Raw genomic sequence first — 21,091 nt, forward strand, 5'->3', positions numbered from 1 at the left:
GATGAAAAATATAAAATTTGTGTGTTACTTTTACTTTCCAGCTTTTTCTCCTTGTTTTCAGTTTTCGGGGAAAGATTGCTCTCCTTCATCGAGCATGACAAAAATAACCCACCCGATATAACGAAAAAGGTTATACCGGTTATGGATATTTTTAATTCAGCCCTCTTAAATGAAGCTCACTATTATAGCCCATAAATTAGTCCTCTTGAGCGAAACGAAGTGGAGCGAAAAGGACCGCGTACTCCCGAGGCGCAATTCGGGCGAGGCGCAATTCGGGCATCACAAAAAAGAGAAAAGTAAGCAGCTCTGAATGCTGCTTCAAAATGGAAATTTATGGTGTTTAGAACTTCTTTCTCAGTATGCAATATGCGGCTCCAATTGTTCCCAGAAAAGCTGCAGATTCAAAGCCAGGCGTAGAACGCCAGCCTCCACTTGAAGGTTTTTCGGGCTCTGATGACACATTATCCCCCGGATTGTCGGTAGAAACGGGATCGATATTTATCGAACCAGAACCGTCTTTACCGGCTGCAACAATTGCAAAGGATCCGAAACCTGGGGTCTTGGCTTCGTAGTAGACATAAGTGTTGTTGCTCTCATCTATTTTTTTAGTCTCGAGTTTTTTCCACGCCTTGTCATAGTACCAGAGGTTCAACGAATCTTTTTCATCTGTATCAACGTTTTTCTCGACCCAGGCTTTTTCGACTCTAAAGCCAACAACTGCATTCTCGATGTTATCGGAGTTTGCGACTCCGCCTGAACCTACCCAGATATTTACATTCTTATAAACAATGCCTTCAGGCAGGTTCGGAACCAGCTTTGATTGGCCCTTGAGCATTTCGACAAGAGTAGTGATTTTTCCGAGAGTCTTTTTGGCGTCAAATTCAACATACCTTATGCAGGTCACACCATTTGGAAAACTGAACTTGACATGTGTTCCAGCAATGACGGATGTCTGGGACAGCTCTTTAGCTTCGACATTGCTCTGGGGTTCGGGGGAACCTCCAGCTCCGCCACCTGAACTGCCGCCTGAGCTTTTTGAGCCGCTGCCTGAGCCGCCACCTGAACCTCCGTTGTAGGCTGACCCAACACTAATGGAAGAACTTGAAGGGAGGATAGGGAACTCATTTTTGTTGATATCCCTTAAAAGACCCGCGAACTGATATGTCCCGGCTGATGCAGGGGATTTAAGGGTGTAGCTGAAGCTCTTTTCATTCATTAGCAGGAAAGAGACTTTGCTGCCGTTTACGGTTACAGCTCTTTCCGGAAGGGTTGAGTTAATGTACGTGAAACCTGCAGGAAGCTTTTCAAGAACCTGGCCGGCCGCACCATAGTCATCTACATTGACCGTTACCTGAAACACCTGATTGGTATCAACCGAAGAGGGAAGAACCCTTCCTGCACTACCCGCAGAAGCAGGAACCGCACATAAAACCAGGGTCATGAGCAGCACAAAAGCAATTTTAAACTCAGGCTGTTTCATATTTTATCCCACCCGTCAGCAAAGTAGATAGCCAGAACTGCGTATTTGATCCCGCTGGATATCTTACTGTCATTTACAATATTTTTAATTTCTTCGGCAGAGAAGGTCCTGTCAGCCCCTGCGTACCTTGTTGTGAGTTCATCTTCTTTCACTACAGTGATCGAGACGCTGTCTTTATCTGTAACTTGGTTTCCAAAAGAATTTGTAGCTGTAAGGGTGAGCGTAAACTCTCCTGCCAGAGTACTGCCTACATTGCAGGTATAAATGCCTCCGCTTTCAGGCGTCAATGAAACCACTCCTCCGCCTAGGGGGGTGAGGTCGAGAGTCACTGACGCAACTTCGGACAATCCACCCGAGACTTTTGCCCTTATAACCGAATAATCTTTCCCGTCGTTCAGGATGTACACCGGGGATGCAGAGCAGCTTTCTATAACCGGAAGCTCAAAGTCTCCCTCGAAAGAAAGATCAAGTTTCACCGGCGCAGCACCATGCTGGTAAGTCGCGGAAACAGGCTCGGACTCTATGAGACCCAGCTTGAAGGTTATTTTTTTTCCGTTATCTTCCTCGGTACCCGAGACATCCAGCATGTACTTTCCTGCCTCCTCGATAGTTTTAGAGCCGGCAAGCTCGGAACCTATATAAGCCGAAATTATAGTCCCTGCGGGTACATCTGCACCGTTTATAATCAGCTTTCCTTCAAACACGTTGGGAATCGAAGGAATAGTGCTGGCAGATGCAACCGGAACAAGGGATAAGCCCAGTACCAGAATAACCAGGCACGATAAAATTCTTAAGTATTTGTCCTTGATGGTCACCATATCACCTTGAGATTTTCACGTTAACCGTACAGATCCCTTTAGAGAAATCCGTCAGGGCTTCCTTCTCGATTCCCTCCCGAGCTTTGGTCCGAAAGTAAGCAGAACTATGCCTGCAACCGCATAAATAATCTGGAAACCTGGAGCACTGCTTGTTTCAGAGGGTTCTTTGGAAGATTCCGGATTCTGTTCGACCCCGGTATCGACACCTGAATCGGCATCTGTGTTTTCCGAAATCGTTTTTTCCGGAACCGTTACAGTTACATTCGGTAAGGGGACTGAACTTTCAATGACCTTAGCTCCAGAGCCCTCTCCAGAAGTAGAGCCTTTATTAGAACTCCCTGAATTGGCTGTCACACCTGTCGAAAGTTCGACAGATAAGACCTGATTTCCGGATTCCCATTCAAAACTTTGTCCCGAATCCTTTCCATCAACTGTAAAAGTAATGGGTTTTCCTTCATCCTCGGCAGTTCCGGAAATATAAAAAATGAAATCTCCTGCGGGGGTATTTACGAGAAACTGTTCTACCTGCTCCCCGTCAAGGTAAGCTGCAATAACAGTGTCTTTGGGAGCCGGAGACCCATCGATCAGGGCAACTCCTCCCACTGTCATCGGGAGCAGGGGAACTCCATCCTCAGCCATACCTGGATGGGCAGCTGTTACGAAAAATAACATAAGTATAGCTGTTCCTATGATACTATTTTTTAATATTTTGTTCATGATTTACCTCCAATTGCTACACAAAGCAAAAAAAGAAAAAGAACCTTTCAGCCTGAACTGGCTGAAAAGTTACTTGCTTTAGAGTTTATTTTTTCTCTTTTCCGGGTTTGCCTTCACCGGGTTCAGAATCGTCTTCACCGGGTTCGGAATCGTTTTCATCCGGATTTACTATTTCATCTGGATTTACTATTTCATCCGGATTTACTATTTCATCCGGATTTACTATTTCTTCACCGGATGCAGAATCGTCTTCATCCGGGTCTACTAGTTCATCCGGGTCTACTAGTTCATCCGGGTCTACGATTTCATCTGGATTTACTATTTCATCCGGGTCTACGATTTCATCCGGGTTCAATGGATCTACCGGGTTGTCTGAGTTGTTATCTGGGTTTACTATTCCTTCAGGGTAGAAATCTACACTCTCAACGGAAGCGTAGGTACCACATTCCTTCATGAAGATCCAGTATCCCTGTCCTGGGACCATAAGACCCTCTGACTTAAGCACGCCAACTGGGCATGGAGTGTCTTCTTCTGCACCGACCAGGTCTAAGACTCCAAGAGAGATTGTGCCGCCCCAACCTTCATTCTGAGAATACGTGATGAGGTTAGAGAACTTATACTCTAAACCAAGAACACCCTGCAATGAACCCAGAGACGCGGACCACTGTACAGGCAGGTTAGAGGTGTGCCCTATCATCTGCCAGCCGGGAGCAAGATCAAGACAGGCAGGTACATCAGGACTTGTGCTGTCAAGTAACATTGGTTTGAACTTTACATTGCTCACGCAAGCTTCGGGAGTGTAAACCCAGTAACCCTTGCAGGGTTCGATAGTCTCTGGGAATTCCCAGCAGCTGCCGTCCCAGTAAATTACTGTGCTGCATTCTCCAAAGACCGAGCATGTGTCAGCATTGAATTTAGCAGGAGTCTTAGGCACGGACTTCAGGTTCCAGCCTGCATCAAGAGTGATGGTCATGTCTTCATATGTCTTGACAGGCCCGCATACGGCAAAGCAATCGTCGTAGTTGCCAGCCCTGTCCAGGGCAATAACAGCCACCCAGTACTCCTTACCGTAGACAAGAGGCTTTCCGTCGTACTCTCCAATGTACATAAACATTTTTCCGGGCTCTATTACTTCATCACAGCAAACGAACTCTCCGCCATACCCTCCAGTGTACATAGGTATGTACGTGTCACTGTCATAGATTTCACCTACAGGCTCATAGATTTCACTTACAGGCACTGCCAGTTCCATATCCTCAATGCATGAAGGCTTGCAATCGCTGATGAAAACTGCATATGGTGTTCCATAGTAACTGTCTTCTCCATCGTAAAGGTCTTCTTCGGTATTTTTATCCCAGCAAACGTACAGCCCGGGCTCGTCGTATATGTAATACCAGTTAGTGTTGCTCAGCGCATCAGTAACGATCAGGTTTTTCACAGGGGCCGGAGCAGTGCAATCAACGGAGAAATAACATGGGTCAGGTTGATACTCTCTGTCTGCACAGTCGGTGATACGCACGGTCCAGTTTTTATTGAATCCTTCATCTACCGTTGCAGTCACAGAGTACTCGTTAATCCCTTCTTGACCAATAATGAAAGTGCCTTTACAAGGCAAAACCTTCTTGCCGTCAACAAGCAGTTCGTAATCGAAAGGCAGTCCTGCTCCTCCTGAAACACTGAAGTTAAACTGCGGGTTTGCAGGAACGAACCCACCGTTCGGGGAAATGAGCTGGACATCAAGCCCATTACAGTTTACATAGAGATCCCGGACTTGACTTGTACAGCTGTTTCCGGCTTTATCCTCGACTAAAACGGACCAGTTGTGGGCTCCTTCCTCGAGGCCAACTACTGGAATTTCCTCATAATCTCCTGAGATCATGTACCCAGAACAGCCTTCAACAGGTTCTCCATCAATGCACAGCTCATAATACAGTTCCAGGTCATAGTCTGCGCATAGAGTATCCTGAGCGGTGAAATTGAATTCAAGGAAGCCCGTTGTGTCAACGAAGCAGTCCACCGGGGAAACAAGGGTTACACTCGGGGCCTTAGTGTCAACATACAGGTCAATGGGTTCACTGGTACACATATTCCCTGCATCATCCATGAGTCTAACTTCCCAATAGTAATAGCCGTCAGCCATCTCAGGCTCAAACTTTACATATCCGTTAGAACTTACAATCCCTGTTTTCTTCTCGGTATTGTTGATATAGATGGCGTAGGCGATTGTATTGTCCAGTTTATCGAAAGCACTGAACTCGAAAGTCACACACTTTGTATTGACATATTCGGAGCTCGGTTGAATTCTCTTGAATTTCGGAGCTTCGTTGTCAATTACAAAGGCATGAGCATCAGTTTTATAAAAAAATGGTTCTTCACTTTCGATAGCGTCAAATGCAAATACTGTCACGTCTACTGCATCATTTACTCCGCCTTCAACGGTATAATTACAGCACCAGACAGTGTCACTTACCTTATTTGTTTCATCGAATGATAGAAGGACTCCCCCAGCCTCACCCGTTAACTCCGCAAACGGGACGGGTTTATTGAAGGTTGCAGTGATCTTTACAATATCTCCCTCTTTGAAATAGCCGGCTCCGCTGTAGCTGAAACTAATGCTCAGCCCAGTATCTGCTGATACAAGATCCTCATTATCTGTATCTTCAATTGCACCTGCTGTCCCTGCTAAAAGGGATATGATTAGCAGCGTACTGAATAGTATTAATTTTTGTTTCATATTCTGCACCTAGATTCCGCATATGTTCAATTTTAGTTCTATTTGACATTAAATATTATTTTTTACTAAATAATATTTTAAAGTTAGCGAGTTGTAGCAGATTCCAGTTAGTTAGAACACAATTCCATAAACAGTCTAGAAATGTTGAAATTACCTGGTATTTAAAAATCAAATAAAGTAAGACTGTAGGAAATTTACAGTTTATATATTACAAAACTGCTTTTCACCTCCCTCCAAAACTTAATTGACCTTATTAATATAATTTTTAGTTAGTAGATAAGAGAGCCATCGCTTCTCCAAAACCCTTGTCGGGGAGGAGTACGGCAGCCTCTTCCTCTGGCACGGAAAGCATTGACCCCATAAATTATTCCGCAACAGGGGAATTATGAATCAACCCCGTTTTTATACCAGTACTGACCAGTCAGCCCGGCACATCAGACATGTACTTATTAATTGTAAACAGTAAATCGCTAACAAGCAAATTACTATGAATAATAAATATTCAACATATAATATAGTACACGTCTTTATATATTATCTTGTGACGATAATATGAATTAACTTACGCAAATATTTGATATAAATCTTTCTAAAAAAAGTTAGGGATTGGATATAGACATGAATAAAAATTTATATTTAATAATAATGATTTTTTGAAAATAGAATATTTAAGAAGTAGAGTATTTTTATAAAAAACTATAAAAAAATAGCGTAAAAAGAAAATTACTGGTGAGCTCATCCAAAAATTAATCTTATTAACAATAAGCGAACTTCCGGAATTTTCTCCCTAATCTGAAACTGAGTGGTCACTTAAAATCAATGATTACTTAAAAGTAGAAAATTCTGAAAACAGTTTGAGTTGAGATAAACTCTGTATTTAATGGAGTCTTCATAAGCAGCTAAAAATACTGGCTTGAAAGAGTTATATTATTGAATTGAAAGAGTTATATTGTCCAGTATAACAAGTATATACTCACAGATTTAAATGTGGAAAACCTAATTAACAAAAGGTATTTTTTGCAACAGGGGAGGAATTTAAAATGAAATATACCTTTCAGGACTCTACAGAACTGCCTGTCCAGAGAGATTTTATCCAGGACATTCAGGACTTCATTAAGGTTTCAAAAGAAGTGATACCTCTCGAAAAATCGATAATAAGGATAAAACAGGGAAACATACAAGAGACATCGATCTCTCAGAGAAGGCTCGAGGAGATAGACAGGTTCCAGAAGGATGTTACTGACTGTATAGAGGAACATGCGCAGGGAGTCGAATCAGAAGAGATTCTTGAAATCAAGTCCAGGACAATTGAGACCTGTGCAACCATAGCTCTGTTAAAGAAGAATGAAAGACTCGATGATATTGATAGGCAAAACAGGCTGGCAATTATAGAAGTACGGCAGCTTGAAGAAAGAATAATCTCAATCCTCAGCCCCTTTTTTGAGACCAGCATTTATGGCGCCGACAACACCTATTACGCTTCAACCGAAGACAAAAGACTCAAAGGTTGGCAGGTAAGTTCGGTTAACGGCATGAGATCTGAGTTTGAACTGAGTTTTACACAGGACACACTAAAAGTCGAGGACCTTCAAAAACTTACCCTGCCTGTTAGGGCAAAAAGTGGAATTCTGTCAAGAGAAGAAAAGGTAAAAAAGCTGGATGTATCAGATTTCTATATTACAAATATCGAGTACACAAAAAACAATACAAGGACAGTTCTTGAGGATAAGGATGCAGAGAATAGATTCATAATTTCTGCAGATGACAGGACTTTTTTGGTCATGTACGGAGACCATGAAATAACAGGCGATGAAAAACTGGCTCCTGCTATAGACAGAGACGCTCTCTATATGTTCATGGTAAGGATTAAAGAATTCTTCACAAGGTCCGTAGTATCCACACGGCTCAGACTGATCCTGATGGACGGCAAGAACGCTGTTGAAGAAAACATAGTGTTTGACTGCCTGAAGCTCATAGCCGGAATATATGGGACTCTTGCGAGGGAATGCATTGAAAGGGGATACACCAAAGGGGAAGTTACCATTAAGATAGAGGAGCCTGGAAGCGTCCGGACCGAAAAATATATTTCGAAATCTGAAGCTTTGAGCGAACTCTCATCCATTGGGCCCGAAGGTGGGGAACTTGCCAGTATCCTGGGATTTACTGAAGCCTGAGGATTCAACAGGCTATAAGCAACCCAACAGTTAGCACACAGTGAACAAGCTTGCTTTCTGGAGTGCTTCTGTATCTGAGATGTTACAGGAACTCCAGACAAGAACCAAAAGTCTGAAAGGTTCTGAAGATAGTAAATGCCTTAAAACTTATGGGGACAGTATTCTAAAATCAAAAATACATGCTGGCAGCTGCCCTGTTTATTGAGATCTTTACTCCTGGGTACCCGCTGCCCCTTTTGCGGCCTTTCTGAATTCAAACCTCTCCCTGTTCCAGTCATTTTAATTCCTGAACTCATTGCGGGACTGATTCTTAGAGCTGGGATAAAGAGGATCTTTTAGATAAAAAGGAAGCTTCGGAATATTTTGAAATGACGCTCTGCTGACCTGCATGAAATTTCATGTTCCTTTCATGTTCTCTAAAGCTCATCTTCCTTATAATCGTCCAGATTCTCAATTTCTTTATAGCTTGTTCCGTCAGGTAGAAAAGGCGCGAAAAGAATAACTGAAAAAAGGAGCAAAAACGTCCCAAGCATTCTGGGCTGCTCTTCAAAGGTAGCATAAAACATAAAAATCCCAAGCATGACCCATATAATAAAGCTCAACTGAAGAGCAATCTTCACTCTATATAAATTTTCCGTGCTCTCGCTCAAGCAAATCCCCCACGAATATCCCATTTAGAATGATTCGGGATTGAATAAATAACTGCTTATTTGAAAGATTCTGACATTTAAGATTCAGAAATTGGAGATGTTGTCAGGCTAAAAAGAGAGTTTTCCCGAAAAAATCCGATTTTAAGATGAGATGTGCAAATTGCAGATATGTAAAAATCTCAGAAATAGTAGGGTTCCGGAAAATTCCGAAAAAAGAAAGGGAGAAGGAATAAATCAGGTTTAGATACCAGATTTAGAGTATCAGGTTTAGACACTAGGTTTAAAATACCATATTTAAAGTACCATATTTAAAGTACCAGATTTAGAGTGCCAGATTCAGGGTATCAGGTTAGAGTGTCAGTAAGGTATTAGATTTGGACTATCACGTTTCTGTGGAGCATTAAATATCGATAAAACTGATAATCTTTTCTCCCTCGCTTACCCTTCTGAGAAAGTCTTCTCTGTCAGCATAGGGGATGCCTGCAGCTATAAGATCAGCTGTTTTTCTGCCGATTCGCGGGAGTTCACGGATAAGAGCTGGGGAAGCTGCGTTGATAGGCAGAGGATAGGGAATTCCGGTAATTGAACGCATGCCGTGCGCTGTGACAGTAACGTCAGTGAATTTTCTTAAAGGAAGAGAAGCCGGAATACCTACAAGCAGAGGGTAAGAGCCAAGCTGCCTTCCGAAAGTGACCCCTTTGTCATGCACCTCGCACATGACGTCTCTCAGTACTGTCCCTTCCGGCACAACCCTCCGGAGCATTGGGAGGTCAATATTCTTCCGGACCTGTTCCTTATAGTCCAGAAAAAGTCTCTTGTGCTTCTTTGCAGCTTCGTCCCTTCCGTAGATTGGAGTTCCGGGAAATGCCATAACCTGGCGGATATTAATTCTGCGGAGAAGCAGCCCTGAATCAAGCACTTTCTGCAGAAAATCGTAGTTCATCTGGAAAGTCTTTTTTGTCTCACCCATCAGCCCATGTACAAAATTGATGCCAGGGAGAATTTCCGGAAGCCCGTTTGCCCCGCGAATGGCTCCCAGACTGTTTACCAGTTTGACCGCTTCAAAAACTTCTTCGGCAGTTGCCTTGAGGGAGTTTGCTGCAATTACCGCAGGGTCAGCTGTCTCCATGCCAAAGGCTGCTACATCTCCGGAGGTGTGATATTTAATAATCGTCTTCAGTATTTGCTCTGACTCTTCGGGGTATGCGGCAAGGGTTATAGGGTTTGCGTTGTCCATATGGAGTACGGAAAGCTCAGGTGCAGAATTCCGGATTCCTTTATAGAGCTTTTCAAGGACCTCAGGTACAGGTTTCGGGACAGGTCCTCCTGCGTCGATCCCATGATAGGAGAAAAGGTCTGGCTGTCTTCCGACTCTGAAATAACGGGCTCCATAGAAATAAAGTGTAGAGACTTCGGAGACAACATCCTCTACAGGTCTGTAGTCCGAAGCCCCGTAAAAGGGTTCTGTGCAGAAAGAGCAGTGAACCTGCCTGCCACAGCCCCTGTAAGTCTCAAGTTCGCACATGCAATAAGGGTAATCAGGATGCTGCCGAATCAAAAAAGCCCCTTTAAGTCCCCAGCGCCCGACCTCGGCTGTCGTCCTGAAACGGTGGTCAATGGAATCCGGGGCCTTTAGCCTGGCGGGAAAATATTCACCGCTTCCTATCCCACCTGTTCCTTCCTTCTCAAAGAGATCGTAAACAAAAGCCTCAATATCCATTTTTGCAAGTATGGCTTCTTCCAGACCGATACCGCTTTCCATACCCTTTGCAGCCCTTCCGCCCTCGCTGCTAAACCCGAGCCTTATCGGGCCGCCTATAACTTTTACCCCATATGCAGCCCGAAAAATAGTTTCGATCTCTCCAGGTGTGATAGGGGATGCCCGAAGATATTTTCCAGGCACGGTCATACCTGCAATAATGACCAGAAGATCTGCCTTCCCTATAAGTTCGCCAGCTCCGGGTGGATTTTCCCTCAGGGTATCGATGGTCAGGTAGTAGATCTCGTTTTCGGAAAGCCCGCGCTCTCTCAAGGCTCCTGCTACGTACCGTGGATAAGGGGAAAAGTATGGAGGAACTCCAAGGCAGGCGGGTTCGTCTACATAACCGTCTATGATGAGTGCTTTCATATCAGTTCTCGTTTCCTTTGTTTGATAATTGAAATTGGAAGCAATACAATGTGGTTGAATATAATCAGATATAGTCGGAAGTAGTCGGAAATAGTCGGAGATAATCGAGATGATAGGATATAATCGGATATTAGATACAGGGTGATTGATAGATGCAGCAGGGTTCTAGAAACACAGTATAAGGCAACTGTAATAGAGCAGAGGAATAGGTTACAAAATAGGCGTCAGGAACAATATAAAGACGATCCCGCAAAAAACACAGTAAACATAGAATAGAAGAAAATACATTAAAAATAATTATAGGGCCGGGACCGAGAATCGAACTCGGATCGTAGCCTCCACAGGGCCACAGGATAACCGCTACCCTACCCCGGCCACGGGGTCTGATACTTCAGGTTTGAAGCAACCTATAGAAGGAGTTTTTTTATATAAAGTTTTTGCCGGAAAAGCAGGAGACCCTTCTTCGAGAAGGGAGTGGTTCTGCTACCCGGCATCCAGAGCCGGTAAAAACCTGATTTTGAGAGGTTTCACGGTGGCTTCAGGCAAATATCAAATCTATCTAGATCTTTTTAAGCCTGTCAAGGGCAAGTTTTGCAGCCTTTTCTCCGGAAAGGAGCATCCCTCCAAAGACAGGTCCCATTCTCGGGGCACGGGTTGCGGCATTTGCAGCCATGCCTGCAACAATCAGCCCTGGATAAATTTCCTGCGTTGCGTCCACAGCCAGTCGCTCGCCGACCTCAGACCACATTGGCTTTTCCCCTAGCATGCCGAGTTCCCCTATCTTTGCATCAGGGATCTTCCTGAGAATTGTGTTGCAAACAACTGCATCATGTCCTGTCCCATCAATTACGAGTTTTGTGCGGATCATAAGAGGGTCCACATGCAGGCGCTGTGTTGTAACAGGCCCCCAGTTGATAACTATGCCAGTAACCCTGTCATTCTCCCTGATCATGACGTCCTCAAAGCTCACAAGGTTGAAGACCTCAGCCCCTGCCGAAGTTGCCCCTGCAATCAGCTTTCCGACGGATTCCACGGAGTTTGCCACGTAATACCCTGGCTGGTACTCTTTATACCTGATCCCGAAGTCGTCCAGGACGTGGCAGGCCTCTTCCTGCACAACTATGCGAGGGAACATCATGCCGCCAGCCCACATGCCGCCCCCGAGTGACAGCTTCTGCTCATAAATGGCAACCTTTGCCCCGGCTTCTGCTAAATATTTTGCAGCCACAAGGTTTGCAGGTCCTCCTCCTACAAGTGCCACATCAATGTCCGTGTAGTCAAGGAAGGTTTTAGAATACTCTTCAAAAATTGCCCGTGTGATTATGACTTCGTCGAGTTCCATTTTAATCTCTCATAAAGCTTATACGGTTGAAAGTCCGGGAAAAACAACCCGACTTTTTAATAAGTAGATCAGGAATTGTTAACCCTGACTGTAAGCATTGAAATTCATGTTTTGATACAGGGCATTACTTTTAAAGTTGTTGGAATTGGTGGGGAAGGAGAGAAAGGATTTGAGAAGAAAGAACTTGATATATTTTGCTGATGGTACAACAGAATATACAAAAACATCTTGTGAATTATTTCATTCATACATCTGCAGATTCTTGAAGACTTAAGTTTACACAACTAAGAATTAGAAAATTAGAATAGAACTTGGGTTTTTGGTACACTGAAATTAATAAGCTGATGGTTAGAAATATTTGCAATTAATAACATCAATAAGCTTCTTGGTTCTTTCTTTTAGGAAACATGATTTTTATACTATTTTCTTTGAACTTTTGTAATATTTTATTTGGAAGTGGATTTTTTGCAAATGGATTTATCCATAAGGTAGTTATGTCATTTGGACTACTCAATAAAAGTGCAGAAACATTTGAGTAGTCAATACTTTCTTCAATATTGATATAAACAGGGTCACCTTCTGACGTTAAGTCAAAGCCAAATGCTTTCATTATACTTCTTCTTTCGGGAGTATATAAAGTAAGGAAATATAAAGCCACGATCTCAGGATGATCTTTTGATAACTATATGCTTTCTCCTTCAATTTTATCTGAAAATTTACATGGCTCTCGGGTATTAAACTCTATTATCTTCACTCCATTCTCTTTTTCTATTAGTGTCTCTTCTTCAGGGCCTATTCGAGTTGATACTTCTATAAAAATGTCAATACCTTCTAAGTTAATTTTTATATCGCTTACCTTTCCATTTTGAACTAATGGTTCAAACTCTATATTGAATCCCATTTTTTTGAACATATATCCTATTTTTAATTCAATCAGTGTCTTTTCAAATTGGTCTTTAACTCTTAATGTTTTGAAATGTTTCATATGTTTCTTGATTTCATCTTTTAGCAATTCTAAGCAATCTTCAAACTCCTTAAGATACTCAATAGAGAAGTCGTCGTCTAAAATTAACTCTTTTATGAGTAAGTGATTATTTTCTTTTTTAATCTCAGCCTCAAACCACTCAGCAGGAAACACACTTGCAATATTAGGGTAATTGTCAATAACTTCAGAGATATTTATCACGACCATATAGAAGATATAAAGCTATTTAAACATCAGACAATTAATTTATAAAATCGACCGAAAGCAAAGACAAAGATAATTTTTTACATAGAGTAAAGTGGATCAAATTCTATTTTTACCTTAGAGCCTATCCGAAAAGTCCCGCTGCTCTAAATGTCATCCATGCACATGCTAAATGAAGCATAGCAAGGTAATTCTCAACTTTCTTTTCCCATCTTATAAGCAGCCTTCTGAATCTGTTTATCCAGGAATGTGTCCTTTCTACAACCCATCTTCTTGCCCTAAAACCTGGTATCTCTATTCTTATGTTTTCCTCTCCGCGGCTTTTTATATGGGCGGTGTAATCATATTCTTTAACCAGTTCTCTGATATCAGGAAAATCATATCCTTTATCCATACACATATTCTGAATAACATCATCTGGAGAAGTTCTTTCAAAAATAATGGCATCTAAAGTCTCTTTTACAAGCTTTTTATCGTGACGATTTGCTCCATCAACAGTAACCGATGATGGTATACCTTTCCCGTCTGTTAAAATACTCCTTTTTGTACCTTTTTTGCCACGATCAGTTGGATTCGCTCCAGTGCCAGGTCCACCTAATGGTGCTTTTGTCATAGCACCGTCAATTGCTTGCCATTCCCACTCTAATCCTTTGTTATTATCATACTCCAGTAGACCAGCTTTCCACATATTCTCAAATAAGCCTGATCTTCTCCATTCCTGAAATCGATCATGGACAGTGCTTGGAGCTCCATAAAATCGTGGCAGAGATTTCCATTGGCAACCAGTACGAAGAAGATAAAAAATACCACTCAGTATTTTTCTATCATCTTTTCGAGGTCTTTCAGCCTTCTTTTTTGGTTTAGGGAGAGGTAATAATGGTTTGATTTTATTCCAGAATTCATCAGAAATCTCGTAGTCGTGTACGTTTTTTCGTCTTACCACTAATCGACATTACCCTAAAATGTAGTTATTCTACTTTTCGGATAGGCTCTTAATCGAAGGCTGCATTGGTTGAGTTTGGAAGTGACACAAAACTGGTAAAAATCAAAGTTGCGCTGGCGCACCTCGCTGCAAGCAACGGGGTATGTTAGCTCCACCGCTCCAAGTTCCGTTAAAGTAGACGATAACCCTAATAAGATTTAGTTGAGCAGAAGTTAACAACCAAAAATGGAATTGATAAATCATATTATCATTAACGGTTACCTGGGAAGTTTTCCATTCCCGCAACAAGCTAGCGGGGTATTCGATTGAAATAAACATGCCGTCAGAATTTGTTTATGCAAATACTTTCCGGATACTTGCAACTTTAGGTTTGCGTGGTGAGAGATTATGGGAAATTGAAACGATGTACCCCAGATTTATGAGAAGCTTGAGCAGTCATAAAGTAATTAAAGGTTGTTCCGACTAAGAGTCTATCCGAAAAGTCAATAATGACATCTTGTAGAAATTACACTAGGTCATAATATCGAGTATCTGCTCCAGTCGTATATATTGCCAACTGTAAAAATTACAGTAGGTCGGAACACTTTTCGGATAGGCTCTAAGTTAAGCAAGTAACCCGATACTGAAAAAATAAAAAAAGAGATATCATAACTCGCTCGCGATTTCAAGAAAAGCGGGCCGTTTCTTAAATTCGGATTTTAGGTCTGAAAAACGTTTTGCCCACCCGTCTTCGTTCCTCAAGACATAGATATAGATATTTTTGGCCTTTTCAAGATCTTTGACTGCAGAATGATATGTTTTTCTGTTTCCGCCCGGTATGTTTCGATAGGCTTTTTGCCAGTAATATTCAATGATTTTTTCCGGAAAATCATTTGTCAGTTTATCTGCAAACTCATCAAAGCCATTTTCATATGATGAACTAAATCTACTGTAGGGGGGCTTTAAGCTTAGAATTGATTCAAGAACTGTTTCTTTCATACCCTTGTAAAGGCAAATTCTGAGATAATCATAAAAGTCTTTTTCTTTGATTTTATCGAAGATTTCAGGCTCAATGGATTTCCAATCACATGCTTTCAGAAATTTTTTCATCCTTTTGTACTCTGCATAATATTGCTGTCTGGCAAACTTAAATGACCTTAACAGGGCATCTTTTGCGTGCTCATAGTCTCCTTTTAACCTGTAATATTCAAATGACCTGTCCAGCATGTTTTTTTCTTCAGTATTGCGAGATAATGCCGTCTGCACAAGCCGTTCCAGGTTGGCTGTGTCTCCCTTTTTGGAGAAGTATTCCCATAAGAATTCAAACAACTCAGTAAGCCTGCCTTCCCCCTTTAAGATACCTTCTTCTGCCGTTTCCAGGGCTTTATCCGGATCTCCCTTTTCAACATAAAATTTAACCAGGTCCCAATAATTCATCCCATAAATGAGAATTTGCATGCGCTCTTGCAGATAAGCTTCGTCATTGTGAAGGTATTCTCTCTGGATATTCATTATCCGTTCTTTTCTCCAATTAGAAGGATGCTCGTCAAGTTTTTTCACCAGATACTCCCATTCTTCTTTTGTCTGGCAGATCTCAAAAAAAATTTCCATCAGGCCATCTTCAAAACCTGAATTGTGGATGTTGTATTCCTCAAAGGCTTCATCTAAAAATTCAAGTTTTGCAGCAGTTGACAGGCTACCTTCTTCAATCAGGCCTGAAATCTTTTCAAGATAACCAAATGCTTCCTCTTCCTCTTCTTCTGGGCCACCTCCTAGCTCGTTAAACTCTGAAATAATGCTTCTGGCATCTTCCCAGTACTCAAACAACAGGTTATCATTTAGGGAAACGGTATCATTATCTGTCATAGTTTCAGGCATAGATTCCTGTTTTTCTTTGAACCATTCCATAACCAGCTGATATAATTCGGGTTTTTTAATCAGCAGGGTACTTACCAGGTCGTAAAATTCTGAGGTATTCAGGAACCGCAAGCGTTCATGTAATGAGAATCTTTCAGATTGCATGCTATTTTCTGTCACTATTAGTTTCCCACCTTTCTCGTAAGAATACATTAATCATTACATTTAAGCTTGAAATGATTATCTCTGATAATTGAGGCTGCTATAAATACCATATTGGAAATCAAGATAAGCCCACACAACCTTCAAAACTGCTAAAAACAAAAAAGGAGATTTAAATCTGCCAGTCATTCGTCAAAGACGCCTTTATATTATGGAAATGGAATGTAAGAAGACTTTTTTGCAGTTCACCGACCCGGAATTTTGATGAAAACGTTGCATTAATAAATTTGTTAGTGCCATTTCTTTATTTGCCCTGAACATTTCAGAAGGAAAAGAACTTATAATCAAAAAACAAGCAGTTAAATAAACAGATTCAAAGTAAAACGATAAGTATAGAAAAAATCTGCAGAACCCAAAAAGTAAAAACGAGGCTCTATAAAAATTCGAGCCTCTATTCACCTAACTCAATTAAAAATCAACCTTTACTGTTCAGCCTCTCCTCCATTTGTAAAGAACATCTTGTCACCTTCGTTTCCTGGGTAAAGGACAAGTTGTCCATCCTCAAGAGCCACTGCTTCTACAGTGGGTAAAAGTGACAGGTATTCGCCATCCATAGATTCAGGCCCGCATGCCATAAGAGTAATGGTAACAGGACCAAGGGTTAAGTTGTTTCCTTCAAGGACATAAGTCCCGCTACCGCTGTTGCAGTCGGCTTTGATATAATATGTGCCGTCATCGAAAAAGGCAAGCGTATAGTTCTCAGGGTCAGGCACCGTTATCTGGGTTTCAGGGCTGTCAGAGTCCTGGAAGCTGGCCCACTGCCATTCGATACTGGTGATATTGTCAGCAGAAACCGGTTCAAGTTCCTCGGTAGTGCTTCCTGCGCTTCCTGCAGACTCAACAGGCGTGCTTTCTGCAGATTCAGCAGGAGTATTCTCTATGGGTTCTGCAGAGATATTCTCAGCGGGCTCTACAGAAGTGTTTTCTGCAGGCTCAGCAGGAGTGTTTTCTACAGGTTCGGCAGAAGTGTTATCTGAAGGCTCAACAGGAGTTTCTTCCTGCTCAGTACATCCAAGCGAGAAGGAGACCGCGGTTATAACTCCTATAGTAAGGAGTAAAACCATGCCTATAGACGTAGTTTTCATTTTCATAATATGCCTCGTAATACGATTAGATGGAGAGTGATTAGATGGAGAGATGCGCCACTTCAATATATCTTTTGTTTAAGCTTCAGTTTGATTCGCAGTCACCGAATATTTATTCCAATTATTTTACGTAAATTCTGAACAAATCTCATCCACAAATGACAGTTATCAAGCAGCAACCATGTTCACAAAACAGAAACTATAATCTGACGATTATTTATATTCCATAAAGAAAAAACTATAAAGAGTAACTTTATAGAGAGTATAGAGAAGTTTTAGAAACACAAGCAAATCCAAGGCTGTCGGTATCAGCTAAGAGGTTACATCATAAAAAGAGATTATATTTTGTAAAACTCTGCTTCACATGATCATGATTATTTTATGTAGCTAAGGAAGGACTCCAGTTTATTGTTCTTTTTCAGTATTTGAATATAATGAGCGACTAAATATATGTTTTTAAGTTCCTTTGCGTTTAAACCCTGAAGCAGTATTATTTCATCCGCAAGTGACGGGCTGCCTTCAACAAAGACATATCCACTGTGTTTTTCGATGCCGATAACAATAGGACATTTCTCAAAAGGCAATTCTTCAATATTCTTTATTAAATTTTTTTGTTCTTTAAGCAGGTCATGATAATCCTGCTCCTGTTTATCGTAAAGGATTTTTCCGGCTCCCTTGTTTTTTACGATTAGGGCTGTTGTATCCAGAGCAGTATCTTCCTGAAATATATCATCTGGCAAATATTCCCGATACCCCAGTGCATTCAGCTCCACAACCTTTTTTGCCCTGGCAGAAGCATCCTCCTCGGTTGGGTATTTGCTTTTGATATGATTAATTATTTCCTCAGCATCTTCTATATTAGGCTTTAAATATGGGATATATTCATCATAAATAGCTTTCAATTCTTCCATTGCCGTTTCATCCGCACTCGCCTGAACGCAAACGGAATAAATGGTGTTATCCTCCATGTGAACCTCTCATTCTGAAAATAATGAAAATTCTCTGTTTAAGAAATTTTCTGTTTAAGAAATTCTCTGTTTAATAATTACTTATTTCGTACTGAAAAATGTTCATAATCCTGGGTATTATCTTCCCGAAAAACTAACCTTCAGCCCACCCTTTCAACTTATTTGCAACACGTTGTGTTTCATTTAAGCTGGATACATTTTCCCGGGGGTCCGAGTACTTCGAATGGGTGAAGAGATCCAATATGTAAATCTCTAGAATGAAGTTTTAAAGTTCAGTAACCAAGTTCAGAAAGCCAGATTCCTATGTTTCTATAATTCACAAGACTAACCTTATTGATTAACAAATAAAAATCAACAAATAAAAACCTGAATCTGGAGATAAGGATGAAAATAAGCGCACGCAATGTCCTTAAGGAAAAAGTCAAGAGCATAACACATGGATCAGTTAACTCGGAAATCATAGTCGAGCTTCCGGGTGGCACCGAAATCACTTCCATTATCACAAAAAACTCAGCCGAAAAACTGGGTTTGAAAGAAGGGCATGAAGTCTATGCAGTAATTAAAGCCACAAGTGTCATGTTAGCCGCTGACTGACCGACATGACTCTGGGGCTGCATTTTATATTTCATTTTACATTTAATAGAAAGCACTTCGTAAAACCGCCAGAAAATAATTTGTTCTGAAAGTACTATTATTGATAAAGGGGGAGTTGTTTTGGATAAAGAAGACAGAAAACCATCTTTCCAGCCTGAGCCGATACCTGATCCGGAGCCGCAGCCGGTTCCTTCACCCGAACCGATACCTGAACCAGAACCGGATCCTGAGCCTGAACATAAGTCACGAAAAAAAAGATAAGGCAGGTCAAGTACAGCAGGCATGATCACAAAGATTTACATATCTCATTGCGAACAGGACGAGTTGCTTGCCCAGGAACTGGCAAGGGCTCTGTGGGCAGTGGAGCTGGAGAGCTTTTCGGCCCTGTATAGAAAAGCTCGAATCCTTTCTCTGGCCGAAAGAATACGTTTTGGAATCCGCCAGTCAGATTGCGTTATCCCGATTATCACCCAGGAAGGAGTGATATCCCCGGAAGTGAATCAGGAGATAGGACTCGCTGCAGGAATAGATCAGTTAATAATTCCGCTGGTAGAGTCAGGAGTTGAACTACCCCTCCTTATACGTCATCTCCAGCCGATTAATTTTTACCCTGAAGCCTATGAGGATGCTCTGGGAAAACTTATACAGAACATAAGGCAGCTTACGAAACTGGATTGGCTGAAAATAAAGTGCCCTTATTGTGGTGAGGAGATGACACAATACATCTCACCTGAGGAAGATGTGGAGAGGGCTCTTCTTGCAGGGAAACACCTTGAAACAATGTGCAGTTACTGCCAGAGAAACATTTACCTTGACCCGAGAACCTTCAGGCCCACACCCTGAGTATTTCTAATACAGGAAGGGAGGCGGATTAATGGAGAAAAGAATCAAAGATAAACCCGGAGAACCGATGGTTGCTCAGTCCAAATTGGGGGAGGCTACCGTAAGCGAGACTGAAGTCAGGGGTATAGAAGACCTTACTCCAGTAGAGAAGAAACATCTCCTGTTACAGCTTTCCAGGGACAGAGTAAAAGACAGTTCTGCTGGCCCCTGGGAAATTGTTGATATCCGCAGGGAAGAATGGAGAGCAGTTAGAGATACACTGGTCGAACCCATTGAAATTGATATTAGAGATACAGTAACAGACGAACTGTTCAGAGTATGGTTCGATATTACAAAGTTAGAAAGAGAACTGGAGCTGGAATCGAGGGAGCAAGCAGACATCAAGTCAGAGAAAGGTAGGTAACAGGACTGAAGAAAAAAACAGGTAGGAGGAAATAGTAAAATTACGGTATGATAATTGGGAAACAATAAAATTACAGATAAGACTTCAGAAACAGGTTAGAAGTCGTCTGTAAGAAGTATATCTGTTAAAATTAAGCTATCAGATAACCCATCCGGTTTAAAATTTTCTACTTTTCTGTTTTGCGTAGCACTCCCTGCAATAGACCGGCCTATCAGGGTCCGGTTTAAAGGGCACCTCTGTTTCCATATCACAATTCGAACACTTTGCTTTGTACATCTGGTGTGGCTCTCTGCTGAAGCCACCTTCTCTACTCTGGTCCATGTCTTTACTCTGGAAACCTCGTTCCATATGTTTTCCCCTTTGGTTAACCCCTGGTTTTATATCAAGTAATTCAAAAGAGCCGCACTTGAATGGGTTATTCTTTGGTGTGTCTCGATGAACTAATTGAATGATTAATATCTAGCATGGTGATATTTATTATTGTTGCATCGGATTTGAAGTGTATTAAGTCTCTGTATTAAGTCTCTAGCAGTTTATTTTAAGCTCTTAAGCCAGATGTTGTTACAATATTCTCTGTCGATTAATGCAGCTATTTTGACATAATCTAACTTTCCGGAATAGTAGTTTCTACTGTTTTTCAGACCCGTTAGATTTCACATGGTAATCGCCGGCATAAATGTAATCGTTTTATTCCTGCTAAACAGTTTTATTCCTGCTAGACAGTTTTATTCCTGCTAAACAGGTTTATTCCTGCTTCAGCCTGAGCCCAGGCTTTCATCAGTTAAAAATAATAGAGTGGGACCTGTAAATATGACATCTTGTTAATGAAACATCACACCAGGAGTACAATGACATCATAATCCAAATAATAATAATAAATTTGAAATAATAAGGCTAATAGGGCTAAAAAAACTACTAACACTAAGAAACAAATTAAGAAACGATTTGAAAAAAGGGGAGGCTAA

General features: G+C 41.5%; 20 protein-coding genes and 1 tRNA gene. 6 read left to right on the top strand and 15 right to left on the bottom strand.

All coding sequences use genetic code 11. The features are described from left to right. Positions 1 to 340: 340 nt before the first annotated feature. From FXV91_RS04215 to FXV91_RS04230, 4 genes are all read right to left on the bottom strand, one after another. Positions 341 to 1,480, bottom strand: a complete 1,140-nt coding sequence (locus FXV91_RS04215; protein ID WP_229388705.1) for a PGF-pre-PGF domain-containing protein — start codon at positions 1,478 to 1,480, stop codon at positions 341 to 343. After that, positions 1,477 to 2,298: a hypothetical protein gene (locus FXV91_RS04220; RefSeq protein ID WP_229388707.1), complete on the bottom strand. Its 822-nt coding sequence runs from the start codon at positions 2,296 to 2,298 to the stop codon at positions 1,477 to 1,479. Before FXV91_RS04220 ends, FXV91_RS04215 begins: the two co-directional genes overlap by 4 nt. 51 nt (positions 2,299 to 2,349) lie before the next feature. Continuing rightward, the gene (locus FXV91_RS04225; RefSeq protein ID WP_229388709.1) at positions 2,350 to 3,015 is read right to left on the bottom strand and encodes a hypothetical protein; all 666 of its coding nucleotides are present in this window, start codon (positions 3,013 to 3,015) and stop codon (positions 2,350 to 2,352) included. 85 nt (positions 3,016 to 3,100) lie between these two features. Next, complete coding sequence (locus tag FXV91_RS04230; RefSeq protein ID WP_229388711.1) at positions 3,101 to 5,749, bottom strand: Ig-like domain-containing protein; 2,649 nt, start codon at positions 5,747 to 5,749, stop codon at positions 3,101 to 3,103. A gap of 1,040 nt (positions 5,750 to 6,789) precedes the next feature. On the opposite strand from FXV91_RS04230, the gene FXV91_RS04235 reads away from it, so the two are divergent. Then, positions 6,790 to 7,923 carry a hypothetical protein gene (locus FXV91_RS04235; RefSeq protein WP_229388713.1) on the top strand — a complete coding sequence of 378 codons (1,134 nt, stop codon included), beginning with the start codon at positions 6,790 to 6,792 and terminating at the stop codon, positions 7,921 to 7,923. 416 nt (positions 7,924 to 8,339) lie between these two features. Here the strand turns inward: FXV91_RS04235 and FXV91_RS04240 are convergent, their stop codons facing one another. The 4 genes from FXV91_RS04240 to FXV91_RS04255 form a co-directional block, all read right to left on the bottom strand. Beyond that, positions 8,340 to 8,573 (bottom strand): hypothetical protein, encoded by a 234-nt coding sequence (locus tag FXV91_RS04240; protein WP_229388715.1) that lies wholly within the window; start codon positions 8,571 to 8,573, stop codon positions 8,340 to 8,342. 400 nt (positions 8,574 to 8,973) lie between these two features. Next, positions 8,974 to 10,701 carry a radical SAM protein gene (locus FXV91_RS04245; RefSeq protein WP_229388717.1) on the bottom strand — a complete coding sequence of 576 codons (1,728 nt, stop codon included), beginning with the start codon at positions 10,699 to 10,701 and terminating at the stop codon, positions 8,974 to 8,976. Positions 10,702 to 11,004: 303 nt separating this feature from the next. Then, positions 11,005 to 11,076: transfer RNA gene (locus tag FXV91_RS04250), tRNA-His, on the bottom strand. 184 nt (positions 11,077 to 11,260) lie between these two features. Beyond that, positions 11,261 to 12,043, bottom strand: a complete 783-nt coding sequence (locus FXV91_RS04255) for a sulfide-dependent adenosine diphosphate thiazole synthase (RefSeq protein ID WP_229388719.1) — start codon at positions 12,041 to 12,043, stop codon at positions 11,261 to 11,263. 75 nt (positions 12,044 to 12,118) lie between these two features. Between FXV91_RS04255 and FXV91_RS19640 the strand changes: the two genes are divergently transcribed. After that, entirely contained in the window at positions 12,119 to 12,244 is a 126-nt protein-coding gene (locus FXV91_RS19640) for a hypothetical protein (RefSeq protein WP_255679915.1), read from the top strand. A gap of 172 nt (positions 12,245 to 12,416) precedes the next feature. Here FXV91_RS19640 and FXV91_RS04260 read toward each other — a convergent pair whose 3' ends face one another. The 6 genes from FXV91_RS04260 to FXV91_RS04285 all read right to left on the bottom strand — a co-directional run bounded on the left by FXV91_RS04260 (position 12,417) and on the right by FXV91_RS04285 (position 18,286). Then, positions 12,417 to 12,653: a hypothetical protein gene (locus tag FXV91_RS04260; protein ID WP_229388721.1), complete on the bottom strand. Its 237-nt coding sequence runs from the start codon at positions 12,651 to 12,653 to the stop codon at positions 12,417 to 12,419. Positions 12,654 to 12,725: 72 nt separating this feature from the next. Next, complete coding sequence (locus FXV91_RS04265; protein ID WP_229388723.1) at positions 12,726 to 13,235, bottom strand: hypothetical protein; 510 nt, start codon at positions 13,233 to 13,235, stop codon at positions 12,726 to 12,728. 121 nt (positions 13,236 to 13,356) lie between these two features. Beyond that, positions 13,357 to 14,175, bottom strand: coding sequence for an IS5 family transposase (locus FXV91_RS04270; protein ID WP_229388725.1), 819 nt, complete (start codon positions 14,173 to 14,175; stop codon positions 13,357 to 13,359). A 645-nt stretch (positions 14,176 to 14,820) separates the two neighbouring features. After that, positions 14,821 to 16,191 (bottom strand): hypothetical protein, encoded by a 1,371-nt coding sequence (locus FXV91_RS04275; protein ID WP_229388727.1) that lies wholly within the window; start codon positions 16,189 to 16,191, stop codon positions 14,821 to 14,823. A 464-nt stretch (positions 16,192 to 16,655) separates the two neighbouring features. Then, positions 16,656 to 17,324: an META domain-containing protein gene (locus tag FXV91_RS04280; RefSeq protein ID WP_229388729.1), complete on the bottom strand. Its 669-nt coding sequence runs from the start codon at positions 17,322 to 17,324 to the stop codon at positions 16,656 to 16,658. Positions 17,325 to 17,692: 368 nt separating this feature from the next. Further along, the gene (locus FXV91_RS04285) at positions 17,693 to 18,286 is read right to left on the bottom strand and encodes a hypothetical protein (RefSeq protein WP_229388731.1); all 594 of its coding nucleotides are present in this window, start codon (positions 18,284 to 18,286) and stop codon (positions 17,693 to 17,695) included. A 384-nt stretch (positions 18,287 to 18,670) separates the two neighbouring features. Here FXV91_RS04285 and FXV91_RS04290 point away from each other — a divergent pair, with 384 nt between their 5' ends. The 4 genes from FXV91_RS04290 to FXV91_RS04305 all read left to right on the top strand — a co-directional run bounded on the left by FXV91_RS04290 (position 18,671) and on the right by FXV91_RS04305 (position 20,126). After that, the gene (locus tag FXV91_RS04290; protein WP_229388733.1) at positions 18,671 to 18,880 is read left to right on the top strand and encodes a TOBE domain-containing protein; all 210 of its coding nucleotides are present in this window, start codon (positions 18,671 to 18,673) and stop codon (positions 18,878 to 18,880) included. Positions 18,881 to 18,995: 115 nt separating this feature from the next. Continuing rightward, complete coding sequence (locus FXV91_RS04295) at positions 18,996 to 19,166, top strand: hypothetical protein (protein WP_229388735.1); 171 nt, start codon at positions 18,996 to 18,998, stop codon at positions 19,164 to 19,166. Then, positions 19,163 to 19,723, top strand: a complete 561-nt coding sequence (locus FXV91_RS04300) for a toll/interleukin-1 receptor domain-containing protein (protein WP_229388737.1) — start codon at positions 19,163 to 19,165, stop codon at positions 19,721 to 19,723. The genes FXV91_RS04295 and FXV91_RS04300 overlap by 4 nt, the downstream gene beginning before the upstream one ends. Before the next feature lie 31 nt (positions 19,724 to 19,754). Beyond that, entirely contained in the window at positions 19,755 to 20,126 is a 372-nt protein-coding gene (locus tag FXV91_RS04305; protein WP_229388739.1) for a hypothetical protein, read from the top strand. A 156-nt stretch (positions 20,127 to 20,282) separates the two neighbouring features. Here the strand turns inward: FXV91_RS04305 and FXV91_RS04310 are convergent, their stop codons facing one another. After that, positions 20,283 to 20,474, bottom strand: coding sequence for a CxxC-x17-CxxC domain-containing protein (locus FXV91_RS04310; RefSeq protein WP_229388740.1), 192 nt, complete (start codon positions 20,472 to 20,474; stop codon positions 20,283 to 20,285). Positions 20,475 to 21,091: the final 617 nt, after the last annotated feature.

It is taken from the genome of Methanosarcina sp. DH2 (genome assembly GCF_020804225.1).
Lineage (GTDB): Archaea > Halobacteriota > Methanosarcinia > Methanosarcinales > Methanosarcinaceae > Methanosarcina.